Genomic DNA, 15,204 nt, shown 5'->3' with positions numbered 1-15,204 from the left:
CCCGCCGGCCTCAGCCGCTGCCGATGAGCATGCCCGCGCCGAGGACGAGCGCGCCGCCCAGCACCACCTGGAAGGCCGCCCGCACGAACGGGGTCTCCATGTAACGGTTCTGGATCCACGCGATGGCCCACAGTTCGACGAACACGACGACGAAGGCGGTGAGCGTGGCGGTCCAGAAATGCGGGATGAGGTAGGGCAGGGCGTGACCGAGCCCCCCGAGCGTCGTCATGACGCCCGAGGCGATGCCGCGCTTGACCGGCGAGCCGCGCCCGGACAGCGCCCCGTCGTCCGACGCGGCCTCGGTGAAGCCCATGGAGATGCCCGCGCCGACACTCGCGGCGAGACCCACGAGAAAGGTCGTCCACGTGTCCTGCGTCGCGAAGGCGGTGGCGAAGATCGGCGCGAGCGTCGACACCGAGCCGTCCATGAGCCCGGCCAGTCCCGGCTGCACCCAGGTCAGCACGAATTGCCGCCGCGCGGTCCGGTCCTCGTCGTCGCGCGCGTCCTGCCCCAGGTGCTCGGCCTCGAGCTCGCCCGCCGTGCCGCGGTGGCCCGCCTCGGCGGCAGCGAGGTCACCCAGCAGGGCGCGGGTGTCCGCGTCGGTGCTGCGCCGCGCCGCCTCGAGGTAGAAGCGTTCGGCCTCGCGCTCCATCGCGGCGGCCTCGTCCCGGATCCGTTCGAGCCCGAGGGTTTCCACCAGCCAGACCGGGCGCCGGGACAGCCCTCCCGCCACGTGCTCGCGGCGGATCGGCGGGATGACCGCGCCGAACCGGCGGGTGAAGAGGTCGATCAGCGCGCGCCGGTGGGTGTCCTCCTCGGCGGCCATACCGTCGAAGACGCGGGCCGAGGCGGGATAATCCGCCCGCAGCCGGTCGGCATAGAGCCGATAGATGCGCCCGTCCTCCTCCTCGGACGAGATCGCCAACGCCAGCACCTCGCGTTCGTCGAGGTCGCGGAACCGCTTTCGGTAGGGAAGGAGTGCCATGGCACCTCCAAAGATTTAGAACGATTCTAATCTACGCGTTTGCCGGCGCCGCGCAAGGCCCCGGGACAGCGGCGCTCCGCTGAAAGTGAACCGATCGGTTCGGAAATCTCTTGCGTTTTGAACTGAACGGTTTAGATCAGTCGCATGTCTTCCACAGGAGTCACTGCAATGCGCAAGTCCATCCTCGTTGCCGCCGCCCTCGTCGCCATCGCGGCCTCCGCAAGTGCGGGCATCCCTTCGATGACCCTTCCCAACCTGACCTACCCCGAGCCGAGCGCGCCCACGGTTCCCCAGCCTCCGGTGCCGCAGGTCGACCGGGGCTGACCCGGGGCCAGCCTTGCCGCCGCTCCGACGCGCGGTCTATAGTGGCGCGTCGGGCGACGGAGTGATCTCATGACCGCGAATGCGGCCAAGGTGCGCAAGGGGCGGAAATACGCCCAGGTCATCCAGGGTGCGCGCGAGATCTTCATGCGCGAGGGGTTCGAGGGCGCCAGCGTCGACGACATCGCGCGCGCCTCGGGCGTCTCCAAGGCGACGCTCTACAGCTACTTCCCCGACAAGCGCCTGCTGTTCATGGAAGTGGCCATGGGCCAGTGCCAGAACCAGGCCGACGAGGCGCTGACGACCATCGATCGCAGCCGCCCGCCGGCCGAGGTTCTGCCGCAGGTGGCGAAGGCGTTCCTGGCCTTCATCCTGTCCGACCTCGGGCAGAACATCTTCCGCATGTGCGTGGCCGAGTCCGACCGCTTTCCGGAACTCGGGCGCGAGTTCTACCAGTGCGGCCCGATGGTGGTGCGGCAGGCGCTGTCCGGCTACCTTGCCGAGGCCGCGGCGCGGGGCGAGCTTGTCATCGACGACATGGAGCTCGCCGCCGACCAGTTCGCCGAGCTCTGCAAGACGGATCTCTGGCCGCGTCTCGTCTTCGGCATCCAGACCCGGTTCACCGAGGCGGAACGCGCCCGGGTGATCGACGGGGCCGTGCTGACGTTCCTCGCCCGCTACGGCGCCTGACGGGGCCCCGCCTCAACCCTGAGGGGTAAGCCCCGCGCGGGCGCGGCCGCGTTTCAGACCCAGCTGCCGCTCGCGCCAGATGATGAGCACGCCGGCGGCGATCACGATCGCTGCCCCGGCCAGCATCGGCGCCGTCGGTACCTCTCCGAAGACCGCATAGCCGATCACCAGCGCAAAAAGCATCGCCGCATAGTCGAACGGGGCGAGCAGCCCCGCCTCGCCGAACCGGTAGGCCGAGGTGATGAGGATCTGCGCGATCCCCCCGAGGACGCCCGCGCCCACCAGCAACACCGCCTGTTTCGGGTCGGGCACGATCCAGCCCCAGGGCAGCGTCAGCAGCGCCAGGAGTGACGAGGTCAGCGAGAAGTAGAACACGATCGCGGACGTCTCCTCCTTCGCCACGAGGCGCCGGATCTGGATCTGCGCAAGGGCGCGGAACACGCAGGACAGCAGCACGAACATCGCGCCGAGCGTCGCCGCCTGCGTCGCCGCGTCGACGCTGAGGCGCGGCCAGATGATGATGCTGACCCCCACGAGCCCGGCCGCGACCGCGCTCATCCGGAACATCCGCACCTTCTCGCCGAGCAGGACCGCGCCGAAGATCACCGTGAGCAGCGGTGCCGCGAACCCGATCGCGGTCACTTCGGGCAGCGGCAGCAGCCCGAGCCCGGCGAAGGTGAAGCCCATGGCCGTCACCCCGATCAGCCCGCGCCACAGGTGGCCCAGCGGGTTCGACGTCTTCAGCCCCGTGGTCAGGTCATGCCGTCCCCAGAGCCAGACCAGGATGACCGGCATCGCGAAGAAGGAGCGGAAGAATACCGCTTCACCGGGCGGAACCTCAGGCGCGGTCGCCTTGATCATCGCCGACATCACGACGAACAGCACCACGGAGGCAAGTTTGAGAAGGATGCCGCGCAGCGCCGACGACATGGGGCAGGTATCCGGAGGGAAGGTTCACGCCACCGTGGGTTCCGGTCCCGGCAAGGTCAAGGCAACCGCGCTGTTGCACCCCGCGGAGTTTCAGTCCGTGATGAAACACAGATTTGAATCCACGCCTGCCGCGGCGGGTGTATCTTGCGTCCGGGGACCCGGCGCAGCCGGAATTTCTAGCCGCAGCGACCATATTCTGCTGATCCATTTCAGAGCGGGGGTGCAGGGACCTGCGGGGCCGGCGCACGAAGGTGCGGCGGTCCCGCATCATCCCCGAAACCTCCGGTCGCGCGGGCCGGGATCCGCGCTCAGGCGGTTTCCGCGCAGTGGCGGCGGAACGCGCGCTTCAGCATGTCGAGTTCCGCGCGCAGCAGGTCGATCTCGGCCTGGAGGTCGCCGTGCAATGGCTCGCCCGCCACCAGCGTGACCGACCCGAGCGTGGCGTCGGTGCGCGCGTCCGCGATGAGGACGGTCTGAACGCCGTCGCCCACCGCCTGCGGCGGCACCGGGACCTTGAGGACCCAGCGCCCCGGCTCGGCGGTGTCGGTCACCGTCACGCCCGTCAGGGAGGTGCCGAGATGCGTCGCCACCAGTTCGGGCCGCGGCGTTCCGCGTCCGTCCGCGGTCACCACGCCCTCCCAGGTGCCCTCGGAAAAGCGGGTCTTGGTCAGGGTATAGGGGCTCATCGCGCCGTCCTCGCTCACAGGTCCGCCCTCGGGCGGCGGCTGAAGGTCAGGTCGCGCAGGATCACCTGGTTCATCTGCGGTCCCTCGAAGATCAGGTCGCACCAGAGCTTCTCGACCCGCTTCTCGTTCAGTTTCGTGTAGGCCAGGTCGAACTCGATGCGCGTCTCGTCCTGCCCTAGGGGCAGTTCGCGGACCAGCTGCTCGACATTCGGGCCGTGCTTGATGTTGAGCCGGGCGAAGATCGCGATGGGGCGCTCCATCTCGACGATGCTTTCGAGCCGGATCAGGTGCCGCCGCTGCAGGCCGAGCGCCGCCGCTGGCGGCAGGTCCACGGCCAGCGACAGGTAGGTCCCGTCGAAGCGGAAAACGTCGAGCCGCAGGCCGAACGGGGCGAGGTCGGCCGCGCGCGTGTTGCGGACCTGGCGCATCGTCACCTCGGACACGCGGCAGTCGTGGAACAGCGTCGCCTCGTCCCCGAGCGGGGCCTTTGACGGGGCCGCGGCGATCCCGGGCACCGCGAGCGGGCCGCACCACGCCTCGGGCCGCCAGGCCCAGTCGGTGTCATGCGGCCGCGGAAAGGCCTGGGTTCCGATCGCCGGCAGCGCCAGCCGGCCCTCGGCCACGTGCAGGAAGGCGTCGAGATGCCGCTTCATCCGTCGCGCGGCGCTGCGGTCCCGGCGCAGGTCGTCGAGGCTCGCCTCCCGCGCGTCGGCGGCGGCGCGCTGCCAGCGGAGCGCCGCGGCGCGCTGCACCAGCCTGTCGAGCGGTCCGCGTGATCTGCCTGCCATGAACCCCGATCCGTCCGGGCGGTTGTGTCCCCGCCCGAGTGTTATGGCAAAAGCCTTCCGACCGATAAATGCCCAATCAGCCGCGCGACGGGGACGCGCTGCGGCCGGACATGGGGGCAGGGATGTCCGGGCTCGCCCGCACGATGGCCTCGTGCACCCCCTGCAGGAGCCGCGCGCCGTCGCGGCCCGCCATGGCACTGCCGGACGGCGCGTAGAGCGCAAGCGCCACGAGCCGCCGTCCCATCAGGAAGGCGCCGCGCCAGTGGCGCGCGTCCCCGCCCTCGAGCGCGGTATCCCCGCCCCGGGCCATCTGCGCCAGCACGAGCGGCCCGCGCGTGGCGTCGGTCGCAAGCGGCACGCCCGCCGCGCGCGCGATCGTCGCGGCGTCCGGAAGGACGGGCGCGGGCTGCGGGCCGCCCACGGTGACCGTGACGAGCGCGGGCGCCACCGACGGCCCCGACGCGCCGCCCGACAGGATGCTGCAACTCGCGAGAACGGCGAACCCGCCGTCCTCGGCGGATTCGATCGTGACCGGATCGATGCAGTAGCCGCGCGGACCCGCGACGACCACGGCCCCGCCGGCCAGCGCGACCCGTCCGACGGGGGGCGGGCCCGCCGCCGGTTCGGACAGCGCATCGCGCCCGCCCGCCGATCCGGGCGCGGCGAAATCCGCGAGAAAGCCGCGCGCCGCCTCTTCCGACGTGACGTCGCAGGCGCCGAGCGCCAGCAGCGTCAGCATCAGGACGGAGAGGCGGCGCAGGATCATGGGTTCAGAGGTCCATGTAGACGTGGGTTTCGGCCGCGGCCCCGGGATGCGTCACCGCGCCCTTGTAGGTCGCGCCCACGAGCTGGGCATATTTCCAGAGCGCGCCGGCGGCGTAGTTCGTCGGCCGCGCGCCGCTCCAGGCCTGCCGCCTCTGGTCCAGTTCCTCGTCCGACAGGTCCACGGACAGCGTGCCCTTGACCGCGTCGATGGTGATGAGGTCGCCGTCCTTCAGCAGCGCGATCGGCCCGCCATGCGCCGCCTCGGGGCCGACATGGCCCACGCAGAACCCGCGCGTCGCGCCCGAGAAGCGCCCGTCGGTGATCAGCGCGACCTTCTTGCCCATGCCCTGGCCGGACAGCGCCGCGGTGGTCGCCAGCATCTCGCGCATGCCCGGTCCGCCCGCGGGACCCTCGTTGCGGATGACGATGACCTCGCCTTCCTTGTAGGACCGCGCGCGCACCGCCTCGAAGGCCTCTTCCTCGTTCTCGAACACGCGGGCGGGCCCGGTGAAGACCTGCCCTTCCTCCGGGATGCCCGCGACCTTCACGATGGCGCCCTCGGGCGCAAGGTTGCCCTTGAGGCCCACGACGCCGCCGGTCTTGGTGATGGGCGTCGAGATCGGGTGGATCACGCGGCCATCGGCCTCGCGCTCGATCAGGTCCAGTTCCTCGCCGATGGTGCGGCCGGTGGCGGTCATGCACTCCTCGTGGATGAGGCCCGCCTTGCGCAGCTCCTTCATCACCACGGGAATGCCGCCGGCATCGTAGAGATCCTTGGCCACGAACTGGCCGCCGGGCTTGAGGTCGACGAAATAGGGCGTGTCGCGGAAGATCTCGCACACGTCGTCGAGGTAGAACTCGATCCCCGCCTCGTGGGCGATCGCCGGCAGGTGCAGGCCCGCATTGGTCGACCCGCCGGTGCAGGCGACGACCCGCGCCGCGTTCTCGAGGCTCTTGCGCGTGACGACGTCACGCGCGCGGATGTTCTTCTCGATCAGGTCCATGACCGCGCGGCCCGACGCCTCGGCATAGCTGTCGCGGCTCTCGTAGGGCGCAGGCATGCCGGAGGAGTTCATGAGCGCGAGGCCGATCGCCTCGGACACGCAGGCCATGGTGTTCGCGGTGAACTGGCCGCCGCAGGCGCCGGCCGAGGGGCACGCCACGCGCTCGAGCATGTCGAGCGCCTTGTCGGACAGCTGCTGGTTCTGGTGGCGGCCGACGGCCTCGAACATGTCCTGAACGGTCAGGTCGCGCGAGCGGAAATCCTCGGGGATCTCGTCGACCTGCGGCGCCTTGCCCGGCAGGATCGAGCCGCCGTAGATGAACACCGACGGCACGTTGAGGCGCACCATCGCCATCATCATGCCCGGCAGCGACTTGTCGCAGCCCGCAAGGCCAACGATCGCGTCGTAGCAGTGGCCGCGCATGGTCAGCTCGACCGTGTCGGCGATGGCCTCGCGGCTGGCGAGCGAGGACCGCATGCCCTCGTGGCCCATGGCGATGCCGTCGGTCACGGTGATCGTGGTGAATTCGCGCGGCGTGCCGAAGCCCTGCTTGACGCCCATCTTCACCGCCTGCGCCTGGCGGCTCAGCGCGATGTTGCAGGGCGCGGCCTCGTTCCAGCAGGTGGCGACGCCGACCAGGGGCTGGTGGATCTCCTCCTCGGTCATGCCCATGGCGTAGTAGTAGGACCGGTGCGGCGCCCGCGCGGGACCTTCGGTCACGTGACGGCTGGGCAGCTTCGACTTGTCGAACGGGCGCTTGAGCATGGGTGGGGTCCTCCGGGCGCGATTTTCCTCCGCAATACAAAAGCGGGTGCGCGTCCACAAGGCGCATGCCCGCCGCAACGTCACGCGAGCGCCACACGAGCCGTTGAATTGACAGCCGCCGTCGCGGGTGGCCACACTTTCCGCGCGATAGGAGAGTCGGTGATGACACCCGGCAAGCGTTTTCTCACCTCGGAAGAGATCCGCAGCCTGTCCGGCCGCTCGGATCTCTGGGGCGCGTGGCTCGTCGCCCATTGCTGGGGGCTGATCCTCGGGGCGCTGGCGGTCTTCGCGCTCTGGCCGAACCCGCTGACCTTCCTCCTCGCGTTCACGATCATCGGCTCGCGGCAGCTCGGTCTTGCCATCCTCATGCACGAGGCGGCGCACAACGCGCTGTTCCGCAGCCGTGCCCTGAACGAGTTCGCGGGCGAATGGCTCTGCGGGCGGCCGATCATCGCCGATCTTCCGGAATACCGGCACTATCACCTGACCCACCATCGCTACACGCAGACCGACCGCGACCCGGACCTGAGGCTGTCGCGCCCGTTCCCGACCACCCGCGCCTCGCTCCGGCGCAAGCTGATCCGCGACATCACCGGCCAGACCGGCCTCAAGCAGCGCGCGCAGCAGATCATGTTCGCGCTCAAGATGGCCGGGGAGGTCGAGGGCACGCCGTCGAGCCAGGACCTGGCGCAGGCTTTCTCCGGCCCCGTGATAGGCCGCGCCATCGTCGCGAACGCGGTCGTCTTCGCGCTGTTCTGGGCGGTGACGGGCGCCTGGTGGGCGTGGCTCGCACTCTGGATCCTGCCGCTGCTGACGTGGTTCCAGCTGGTGCTGCGCATCCGCAACATCGCCGAGCACGGCGCGGTCGAGTTTTCCGACGACCCGCTGCGCAACACCCGCACGACGCTTGCCAACCCGCTCGAGCGGCTGTTTCTCGCGCCCTACCGGGTGAACTACCACCTGGAACATCACCTCGTGATGCACGTGCCCGCCCACAACCTGCCCCGGCTGCACCGCCTGATGCTGGACAAGGGCCACGGCGCGCGGATGCAGACCGCGCGGGGCTATCTCGACGTGCTGCGCGCGGCGTCGTCCCGGCCCGCGTGATCCGCCCATGAGCTACGCCCCGCATGCGACGCTCGTCGCGCCCGCACGCCCCCGCGCGTCCCTCTGGCGGCTGGCGCTGGGCATCCTCATGACGCTTCTGGTGGTGCTGGCCGGCGGCAACGCGCTCTTTGCGCTCGCCGCGATCCTGCACCCCGAGGACGGCGCGCGGCTGGCACGCATGATGGTGCAGGCCGAGGCGCCCGCGACCCTGCTCGCGCTCCTCTTCGCCATGGGGCTCCTCGGGCTCGGCACCTGGGCTGCGGCGCGGCTGCTGCACGGGCGGAGCCTGCGCAGTCTCGTCGGCCCGCCGGACGCGGCCCTGTCGCAGGGACTGCGCGTCCTCGCCGCCGCGACGATCCTGAACGGGCTGCTGATCGGTGCGGCCCTGGTCGGTACGCCCGAGCCGCTCCGGCCGAACCTCGCGGCGGGCCAGTGGCTCGTCTTGCTGCCGCTCTCGCTGCTGGCGATCTTCGTGCAGGTCGGCAGCGAGGAACTGTTCTTTCGCGGATACCTGCAGAGCCAGCTTGCCGCGCGGTTCCGCAGCCCGCTCCTGTGGCTGGTGCTGCCCTCTGCGCTCTTCGCGCTCGGGCATTACGCGGGGGGCTTCGGCACGAATGCGTGGCTCGTCGCGGCCTGGGCGGGCGCGTTCGGTCTGATCGCCGCGGATCTCACGGCGCGGTCGGGCACGCTCGGTCCCGCGCTCGCGCTGCATTTCGTCAACAACGCCGTGGTGCTCCTCGGCATCTCGCTGCAGGGGCCGATGTCGGGGCTCGCGCTCTACACCTACCCGTTCGGGCCCGGGGACGCGGACGAGGTCGGGCGCGTCCTGCCCGCGGATTTCGCGGCGCTCGGGGCAAGCTGGATCGCGGCGCGCCTCGCGCTCGGCATCCGCCGCCCGTGACCGCGCGCCCGCGGGCGCGGATTGCAATCCGGTCGCAGCCGACATAAGTCCGGCCCACGCTGGACGAGCACCCGCGGGGGAAGCGCGATGAACTGGATCTCGAACTACGTCAGGCCGCGGATCAACTCGATCTTCTCGCGCCGCGAGATCCCCGAGAACCTCTGGACCAAGTGCGACAGCTGCGGAACCATGCTGTTCCACCGGGAACTGGCCGACAACCTGCATGTCTGCTCGAACTGCGGCCACCACATGCAGCTCGTGCCGCGCAAGCGGTTCAAGGCGCTCTTCGACGGCGGCATGTTCGTCGAGATCGCCGTGCCCGATCCGCTGCCCGACCCGCTGCACTTCCGCGACCAGAAGAAGTACCCGGACCGCATGAAGGGCGCGCAGCGCGCGACCGGCGAGAAGGAGGCGATGCTCGTCGCCTACGGCGAGATGGGCCGCACGCCCATCGTCGCGGCCGCGCAGGACTTCTCGTTCATGGGCGGCTCCATGGGCATGTTCGTCGGAAATGCCATCATCAAGGCCGCCGAGGAGGCGGTGAAGCGCAAGTGCCCCCTGGTGCTGTTCTCGGCCGCGGGCGGCGCGCGCATGCAGGAAGGCATCCTGTCGCTGATGCAGATGCCCCGCAGCACCGTGGCGATCCAGATGCTGCGCGAGGCCGGCCTTCCCTATGTCGTGGTGCTGACGCACCCGACCACGGGCGGCGTGACGGCCTCCTATGCCATGCTGGGCGACATCCAGATCGCCGAGCCCGGTGCGCTCATCTGCTTTGCCGGGCCCCGCGTGATCGAGCAGACGATCCGCGAGAAGCTGCCCGAAGGCTTCCAGCGGGCGGAATACCTGCTCGAGCACGGGATGCTCGACCGGGTCACCGACCGGCGCAAGCTGCGCGAGGAACTGATCGTGATGCTGCGCATGCTCATGGACATGCCGCCGCCCGTCTGGGGCGAGCTGCCCGCGCCTGAGAGCATCGCCGACGACCGCATCGAGGCCGACATGCCGGGTGCCGAGGGCGCCCCCGACAAGCCGCGGGAATGACGGCGTTCACCTCGGACCACATCCTGCAGAGGATGATGGCCCTGCACCCCAAGATCATCGACCTCACGCTCGACCGCGTCTGGCGGCTGCTCGAGGCGCTGGGTCATCCCGAGCGCGACCTGCCGCCGGTGATCCACGTGGCCGGCACCAACGGCAAGGGATCGACGCAGGCCATGGTCCGGGCGGGGCTCGAGGCCGCGGGCGAGCGCGTGCACGCCTACACCTCGCCGCACCTCGCGCGGTTCCACGAACGCATCCGCGTCGCGGGCACGCTGATCTCCGAGCAGGACCTCGCGCTGGTGCTCGACGAGTGCTACGCGGCGAACGCCTCGCAGCCCATCACCTATTTCGAGATCACCACCTGCGCGGCACTGCTCGTCTTTGCGCGCGAGGCGGCGGACACGACCCTGCTCGAGGTCGGGCTCGGCGGGCGGCTCGATGCGACAAACGTGGTCGAGCGTCCCGCGCTCACGATCATCACGCCGGTCTCGATGGATCACGAGGCCTATCTCGGCGACACGCTGGGCAAGATCGCGTTCGAGAAGGCCGGCATCCTCAAGCGCGGCGTGCCCTGCGTGGTGGGTCCGCAGGAGGACGCGGCGATGGAGGTGATCGAGGCGCAGGCCGCGCGGCTCGGCGCGCCGCTGATCGCCCACGGGCAGCACTGGCACGCGGTCGAGGACCGCGGGCGGCTTGTCTACCAGGACGAGACCGGGCTTCTGGACCTGCCGCTGCCGAACCTGCCCGGACCGCACCAGATCGACAATGCCGGCGCCGCGCTCGCCGCGTTGCGCCATCTCGGTCACGACGAGGCCGCCTGCGAGGCCGCGGTCACGCGGGCCGAATGGCCGGCGCGCATGCAGCGGCTGCGCGAGGGCCCGCTGGTCGAGGCCGCGCCGCAGGCCGAACTCTGGCTCGATGGCGGGCACAACCCGGCGGCGGGACGCGCGCTGGCCGCCCATCTGGCCCGCACGCAGCGGCCCACGCACCTGGTCTGCGGCATGCTCAACACCAAGGACGTGGCAGGCTACCTGCGGCCCCTCGGCAGCGTGGCCGAAAGCCTGACCGCCGTTCCGGTGCCCGGAGAGACCAACACCCTGCCGGCCGAGGACACCGCGGCTGCCGCCCGGGCCGCGGGGCTTGCGGCCGAGACCGCGTCCGACGTCCTGTCGGCGGTGCGCGGCATCGCCCGCCGGGCGCCGTCCTCGCGGATCCTGATCTGCGGCTCGCTCTACCTGGCCGGCGCGGTGCTGCGGGAAAACCGCTGACATCGGGACGACCGACCTTATCCAGATATAGCTGATTCTTTATCCACAACTCATTTGAATCGACAGCGATACTAGATGTTGACGGGCGAATCATTTGTGGGCAAAGATTGGCCCAAGACCCCGGTAGGCACCCCCGAGACGCACACCGGCTCTGACTGGGACAGCAACGTGACGACAGGCCGCTCCAAGAGCCGCCCATGCCGACGATTACCGGCAGGGCGGTGCCCAAGCGGATCGTGCCTGGCAGCAGCGTCGCCGAGCATGTCCCGGTTGCCCTTACGCGCCGTTCCGGCCCACCCGGACCGGCCTTGCGACAAGACAGGCACCAAGCCGCATTCGAGCAGCCTTCGGGGTCCTTCGGGACCCCGCTTTCTGTCCGGGTGCGGCTGGCCCGGTCAGCTTCCCCAGCCTTCGGACTGCATCTCGCGCAGGCGGCTCGCCGTGCGGTCGAACTCGAACGCGCCGACCCCTTCGACGTAGAGGTATTCGGGCGCCGCGGCCGCGGACATGATGAGCCGCGTGCGCGCCTCGTAGAGCGCGTCGATCAGGGTGACGAACCGCTTGGCCTCGTTGAAGTTCTGCCGGCTCAGCTGCGGCACGTCCTCGAGGATCAGCACGCGCACCGTCTCGGCGAGCTTGAGGTAGTCCGCGGGCCCGAGCATCCGGCCGCAAAGGTCGTAGAACCGCGCCCGCGCCACCCCGTTCGAGAACCGCGGCAGCGCCAGCGTGCGCCCCTGCACCCGGAGCTCGAGCGGCTCCTCGCGCCCGTCCGACAGGCGCTGCCAGACCGCCTCGATCGCCTCGCGCGCCTCGGGTCCGTTCGGGGTGAAGTAGGTGTCGGTGCCCGCCAGCCGGTCCTGCCGGTAGTCGCGGGCGGCGGCGAGTTCCTTCACCACCATGGTGTCCTTGATGTGATCGATGAACGGCAGGAAGAGCTGCCGGTTCAAACCGTCCTTGTAGAGGTCGTCGGGCACGCGGTTCGACGTGGTCACCACCACGCAGCCCGCCGCGACCAGCTGTTCGAACAGCCGTCCGACGATCATCGCGTCCGCGATGTCGGTGATCTGCATCTCGTCGAAGGCGAGGACGCGCACCGCGTCGGACACCTTGCGCGCCACGGGGCGGATCGGATCCTCGGTGCCCTTCTGCCGCTCGGCGTGCACGCCCGACTGGATTTCCTGCATGAAGGCGTGGAAATGCACGCGCCGCGCCGGCACCTCGAGCGTCTCGACGAAGAGGTCCATCAGCATCGACTTGCCGCGCCCGACGCCTCCCCAGAGGTAGAGCCCCTTGGGTGGCGGCGGCGCCTTGCGGAACAGCCCGCCCTTGCGCGGCTTCGCAAGCTCCTCGCGGATGCGCTCGAACTCGGGCAGGGTCTCGCGCTGGGCGGGATCGGCGTCGAGCGTGCCCTCCGCCACGCGGCGTTCGTAGAGCGCCGGCAGCGTCTCAGACATTGGGCTCCCCCTGGAGGCCGAGGAGCCGCCGGAACCCCGTCCAGTAGCCCGGCAGCCGCGGCGGCGCATCGAGCCCCGCCAGCGCCTCGTCGGCCCAGGGCGTCATGCGATCGCGGGCAAAGCCGCGCCCCCAGTCGAGATAGGCGTCCGCGTGTTCCGGCCGCAGCCGGCAGGCCGACCCCACGAGCCCGACGAGCGTCTCGGGTGCCGAATACCACTCGTCCTGGATCCCGGTGACGCGCGCGCGCAGGAGCGGTCCTACCAGCCGCATGAGCCGCTTTTCGGAGAATTGCAGCAGGAGCCGCCCCATCTCGTCCCGGTCGTAGTCGATGAGCGGCGGGAAGGTGTCGAAGAACACCGCCCGTCCGTCGAGGATGGCGAAGTTGCGGATCGAGGGGTGAAAGCCGATGCGCCGGTCATCGCCCCGGACGTTGTGCCAGAAGGTCGCGATGACGTCGCCCGCCGCCTGCATCATGGCGAGCGTCGCGTCCCGCGACCCCGTCTGCATGCGCGGGCGCATCAGGCTGTCCTCGGGCAGCGCCTCCTGCACCACGACCGGCACGCGCACGCCGTCCACGTCGACGAGGTGGAACGCGGTCTCGGGCAGGGGCACGCCCGCCGCGCGCAGCGCCTCCACATAGGCATCGTGCGCCGCGGCCAGCCGGTCGAGCGCGGCGGCGTCCGGCAGGCCCCGGTAGATCTTGACCACCCGGTCCGTGTAGGGTCCCGAGGCCGGCCGGAACGGTGCGCAGAAATATCCCAGGCGCGAAATCGTGCGCCCGCGTGCGGCGCTGTCGGCGCGGATCAGGTCGGCCAGCGCGGCGCGGTCAGTCATGGGCATCTCCTGCGGCATCCTGTGCGGCGGCCCCCGTGGCGGGGCGGGTCCCGTCTAGCCGTTCCGGAGGATCTCCGCCACCTCTGCGGTCAGGGCATCGACCTCCTCGCGCGCGGGGCCCTTCGCGCCCTCGGCGGCGCCCCGGCCCTGTCCCAGCGCCTCGGCGTAGACGACCCTGTTGCCGAACTGCGCCCTGGCGATGCGGGCGGCCAGTTCCTCGGCCTTCTGCGCCACCTCTGCGCCGAGCCGGGTGCCCGCACGGGCGCGGTTCATGACGACGAGGACCTCCTTGCCCTCGCGCCGGGCGAGGTCGAGCACGCCCTCGGTCGCCCAGAGATCCACGTGGCTCATGGCGACCGGCACCACCACGAGGTCGGCGGTGCGCAGCGCGGGCCGCAGGTCGCTGTCGGCCTTGGGCGGCGTGTCGATGATGACCACGTCGTGCGCGGCGGTCAGCTTGCGGGTCTCGTAGGTGATGCCCCAGGCCGAGGAGGTGGCGAACTCCATGTCCGGTGCGGCGTCGCCCGCGGCCTCGAGCCGCGTCATGAACCAGCGCCCGAGGCTGCCCTGCGGGTCGGTGTCGATCAGCGCGACCCGTTGCCCGCGGCGCAGGAACCCCACCGCGAGGTTCGCCGCGAGCGTCGTCTTTCCCGATCCGCCCTTCTGCTGGGCCACGGTGATGACGGAACCGGCCATCGGCACCCCTCCTGTGGTGTTCCACACGTCATCTTGCACAGGCAGGGCGCACTTGACCATAGGTCTTGGGCCCGCATGCGCTGCACGCGACCGCCTTCCGTGCCGGAAAACCAAGGTTAACGCGCCTTTAACCCCGATCCGCTCTCCTGATCCACGCTGTGCAAGGAGGGGACATGCGGCGGTTTCTGGCACTCTGCCTCGCGGGGCTCGGCGCCGCGCCGACGGTCGAGGCCGGGGCCTGGCCGCAGGAGCGCGGCAGCTGGTTCGCCAGCGCCGCGGTCCACCTGACCTGGCCGCAGGACGTCACCACCTGGACCGGCCTGCAGCCCACCGGGCGTTACGACGCGCTCTACCTCGAATATGGCGTCACCGACCGGCTGACCGCGGGTCTCGACCTCGGCCGGTCGGTGTCCGGCGCGGGCAAGATGGTGGGCTTCGTGCGCTGGCCGCTCACGCGCGAGGGCGCGCGCATCCGCATCGCGACCGAACTCGGCCTCGGCCGCATCGAGGGCGCGGCGGTCGTGCGGCCCGGGCTCTCGGTCGGCATGGGCTGGGACCGCGGCTGGGTCGCGGCGGACGCGCTGGTGGAACAGCCGCTCGGCGGCGGCACGGGGGCGGACGTGAAGGTCGACGTGACCTTCGGCCTGACCGGCGCGCGCGGCCGCAAGACGCTCCTGCAGGTCCAGATGGGACAGGAGTCGGGCGATCCGGCGTTCCTGCGCCTCGCGCCGTCGCTCGTCTGGCCGCTCACCGACCACCTGTCGGTCGAGATCGGCGGGGCCTACGGCCTCGTCGGGGACGCGAGCATGGGGATCAAGCTCGGCCTCTGGGCCGATTTCTGAGCCGGCGGCGCAGACGAAAGTCGGTGCCGCGCATTGCACGGTTGCCGAGGGCGCGCGTTTCCCTCAACGTCCGCGCGGACCGGACAAAGCAGGAGGGACGGAACATGAAAACCCGTGCGGCGGTTG

Annotated in this window: 16 protein-coding genes; 7 read left to right on the top strand and 9 right to left on the bottom strand. The window is 70.6% G+C overall.

The annotated features are described in order from the left end of the window. Positions 1-10: 10 nt before the first annotated feature. Positions 11-985 (bottom strand): iron exporter MbfA, encoded by a 975-nt coding sequence (gene mbfA / locus RISW2_RS15515; protein ID WP_043772982.1) that lies wholly within the window; start codon positions 983-985, stop codon positions 11-13. 168 nt (positions 986-1,153) lie between these two features. Here mbfA and RISW2_RS24605 point away from each other — a divergent pair, with 168 nt between their 5' ends. Further along, entirely contained in the window at positions 1,154-1,309 is a 156-nt protein-coding gene (locus tag RISW2_RS24605) for a hypothetical protein (protein ID WP_156943868.1), read from the top strand. A 69-nt stretch (positions 1,310-1,378) separates the two neighbouring features. Then, positions 1,379-1,996 carry a TetR/AcrR family transcriptional regulator gene (locus RISW2_RS15510; protein ID WP_043772981.1) on the top strand — a complete coding sequence of 206 codons (618 nt, stop codon included), beginning with the start codon at positions 1,379-1,381 and terminating at the stop codon, positions 1,994-1,996. Positions 1,997-2,008: 12 nt separating this feature from the next. Here the strand turns inward: RISW2_RS15510 and RISW2_RS15505 are convergent, their stop codons facing one another. From RISW2_RS15505 to ilvD, 5 genes are all read right to left on the bottom strand, one after another. After that, a complete protein-coding gene (locus RISW2_RS15505) occupies positions 2,009-2,926 on the bottom strand; it encodes a DMT family transporter (RefSeq protein ID WP_043772980.1) in 918 nt (305 codons plus the stop codon). A 308-nt stretch (positions 2,927-3,234) separates the two neighbouring features. After that, the gene (locus RISW2_RS15500; RefSeq protein WP_043772977.1) at positions 3,235-3,612 is read right to left on the bottom strand and encodes a hypothetical protein; all 378 of its coding nucleotides are present in this window, start codon (positions 3,610-3,612) and stop codon (positions 3,235-3,237) included. A 14-nt stretch (positions 3,613-3,626) separates the two neighbouring features. Then, positions 3,627-4,400 carry a DUF6478 family protein gene (locus tag RISW2_RS15495; RefSeq protein WP_043772975.1) on the bottom strand — a complete coding sequence of 258 codons (774 nt, stop codon included), beginning with the start codon at positions 4,398-4,400 and terminating at the stop codon, positions 3,627-3,629. Positions 4,401-4,476: 76 nt separating this feature from the next. Beyond that, positions 4,477-5,166: a hypothetical protein gene (locus tag RISW2_RS15490; RefSeq protein ID WP_051492079.1), complete on the bottom strand. Its 690-nt coding sequence runs from the start codon at positions 5,164-5,166 to the stop codon at positions 4,477-4,479. A gap of 4 nt (positions 5,167-5,170) precedes the next feature. Continuing rightward, positions 5,171-6,934, bottom strand: coding sequence for a dihydroxy-acid dehydratase (ilvD, locus tag RISW2_RS15485; RefSeq protein WP_043772973.1), 1,764 nt, complete (start codon positions 6,932-6,934; stop codon positions 5,171-5,173). Positions 6,935-7,096: 162 nt separating this feature from the next. On the opposite strand from ilvD, the gene RISW2_RS15480 reads away from it, so the two are divergent. The 4 genes from RISW2_RS15480 to RISW2_RS15465 all read left to right on the top strand — a co-directional run bounded on the left by RISW2_RS15480 (position 7,097) and on the right by RISW2_RS15465 (position 11,251). Further along, positions 7,097-8,041, top strand: coding sequence for a fatty acid desaturase family protein (locus tag RISW2_RS15480; protein ID WP_043772971.1), 945 nt, complete (start codon positions 7,097-7,099; stop codon positions 8,039-8,041). A gap of 7 nt (positions 8,042-8,048) precedes the next feature. Then, complete coding sequence (locus tag RISW2_RS15475) at positions 8,049-8,942, top strand: CPBP family intramembrane glutamic endopeptidase (protein WP_043772970.1); 894 nt, start codon at positions 8,049-8,051, stop codon at positions 8,940-8,942. Between the two features lie 87 nt (positions 8,943-9,029). Then, positions 9,030-9,983 (top strand): acetyl-CoA carboxylase, carboxyltransferase subunit beta, encoded by a 954-nt coding sequence (accD, locus tag RISW2_RS15470; RefSeq protein WP_043772968.1) that lies wholly within the window; start codon positions 9,030-9,032, stop codon positions 9,981-9,983. Then, entirely contained in the window at positions 9,980-11,251 is a 1,272-nt protein-coding gene (locus RISW2_RS15465) for a bifunctional folylpolyglutamate synthase/dihydrofolate synthase (protein WP_043772966.1), read from the top strand. The genes accD and RISW2_RS15465 overlap by 4 nt, the downstream gene beginning before the upstream one ends. 395 nt (positions 11,252-11,646) lie before the next feature. On the opposite strand, the gene zapE is transcribed toward RISW2_RS15465, so the two are convergent. From zapE to parA, 3 genes are read right to left on the bottom strand one after another with little or no spacing between them, the layout of a single operon-like run. Next, complete coding sequence (gene zapE / locus RISW2_RS15460; protein ID WP_043772965.1) at positions 11,647-12,705, bottom strand: cell division protein ZapE; 1,059 nt, start codon at positions 12,703-12,705, stop codon at positions 11,647-11,649. Then, positions 12,698-13,540, bottom strand: a complete 843-nt coding sequence (locus RISW2_RS15455) for a DUF6206 family protein (protein WP_043773059.1) — start codon at positions 13,538-13,540, stop codon at positions 12,698-12,700. The genes zapE and RISW2_RS15455 overlap by 8 nt, the downstream gene beginning before the upstream one ends. A gap of 54 nt (positions 13,541-13,594) precedes the next feature. Next, positions 13,595-14,236: a ParA family partition ATPase gene (parA, locus tag RISW2_RS15450; RefSeq protein WP_043772963.1), complete on the bottom strand. Its 642-nt coding sequence runs from the start codon at positions 14,234-14,236 to the stop codon at positions 13,595-13,597. A 173-nt stretch (positions 14,237-14,409) separates the two neighbouring features. Here parA and RISW2_RS24600 point away from each other — a divergent pair, with 173 nt between their 5' ends. Continuing rightward, positions 14,410-15,078 carry a hypothetical protein gene (locus tag RISW2_RS24600; protein WP_043772962.1) on the top strand — a complete coding sequence of 223 codons (669 nt, stop codon included), beginning with the start codon at positions 14,410-14,412 and terminating at the stop codon, positions 15,076-15,078. Positions 15,079-15,204 lie beyond the last annotated feature (126 nt).

This window comes from Roseivivax isoporae LMG 25204, assembly GCF_000521865.1.
GTDB classification, from domain to species: domain Bacteria; phylum Pseudomonadota; class Alphaproteobacteria; order Rhodobacterales; family Rhodobacteraceae; genus Roseivivax; species Roseivivax isoporae.
The sequence above is the reverse complement of the archived record's forward strand: the minus strand, read 5'-3'. Positions and strand labels throughout refer to the sequence as shown.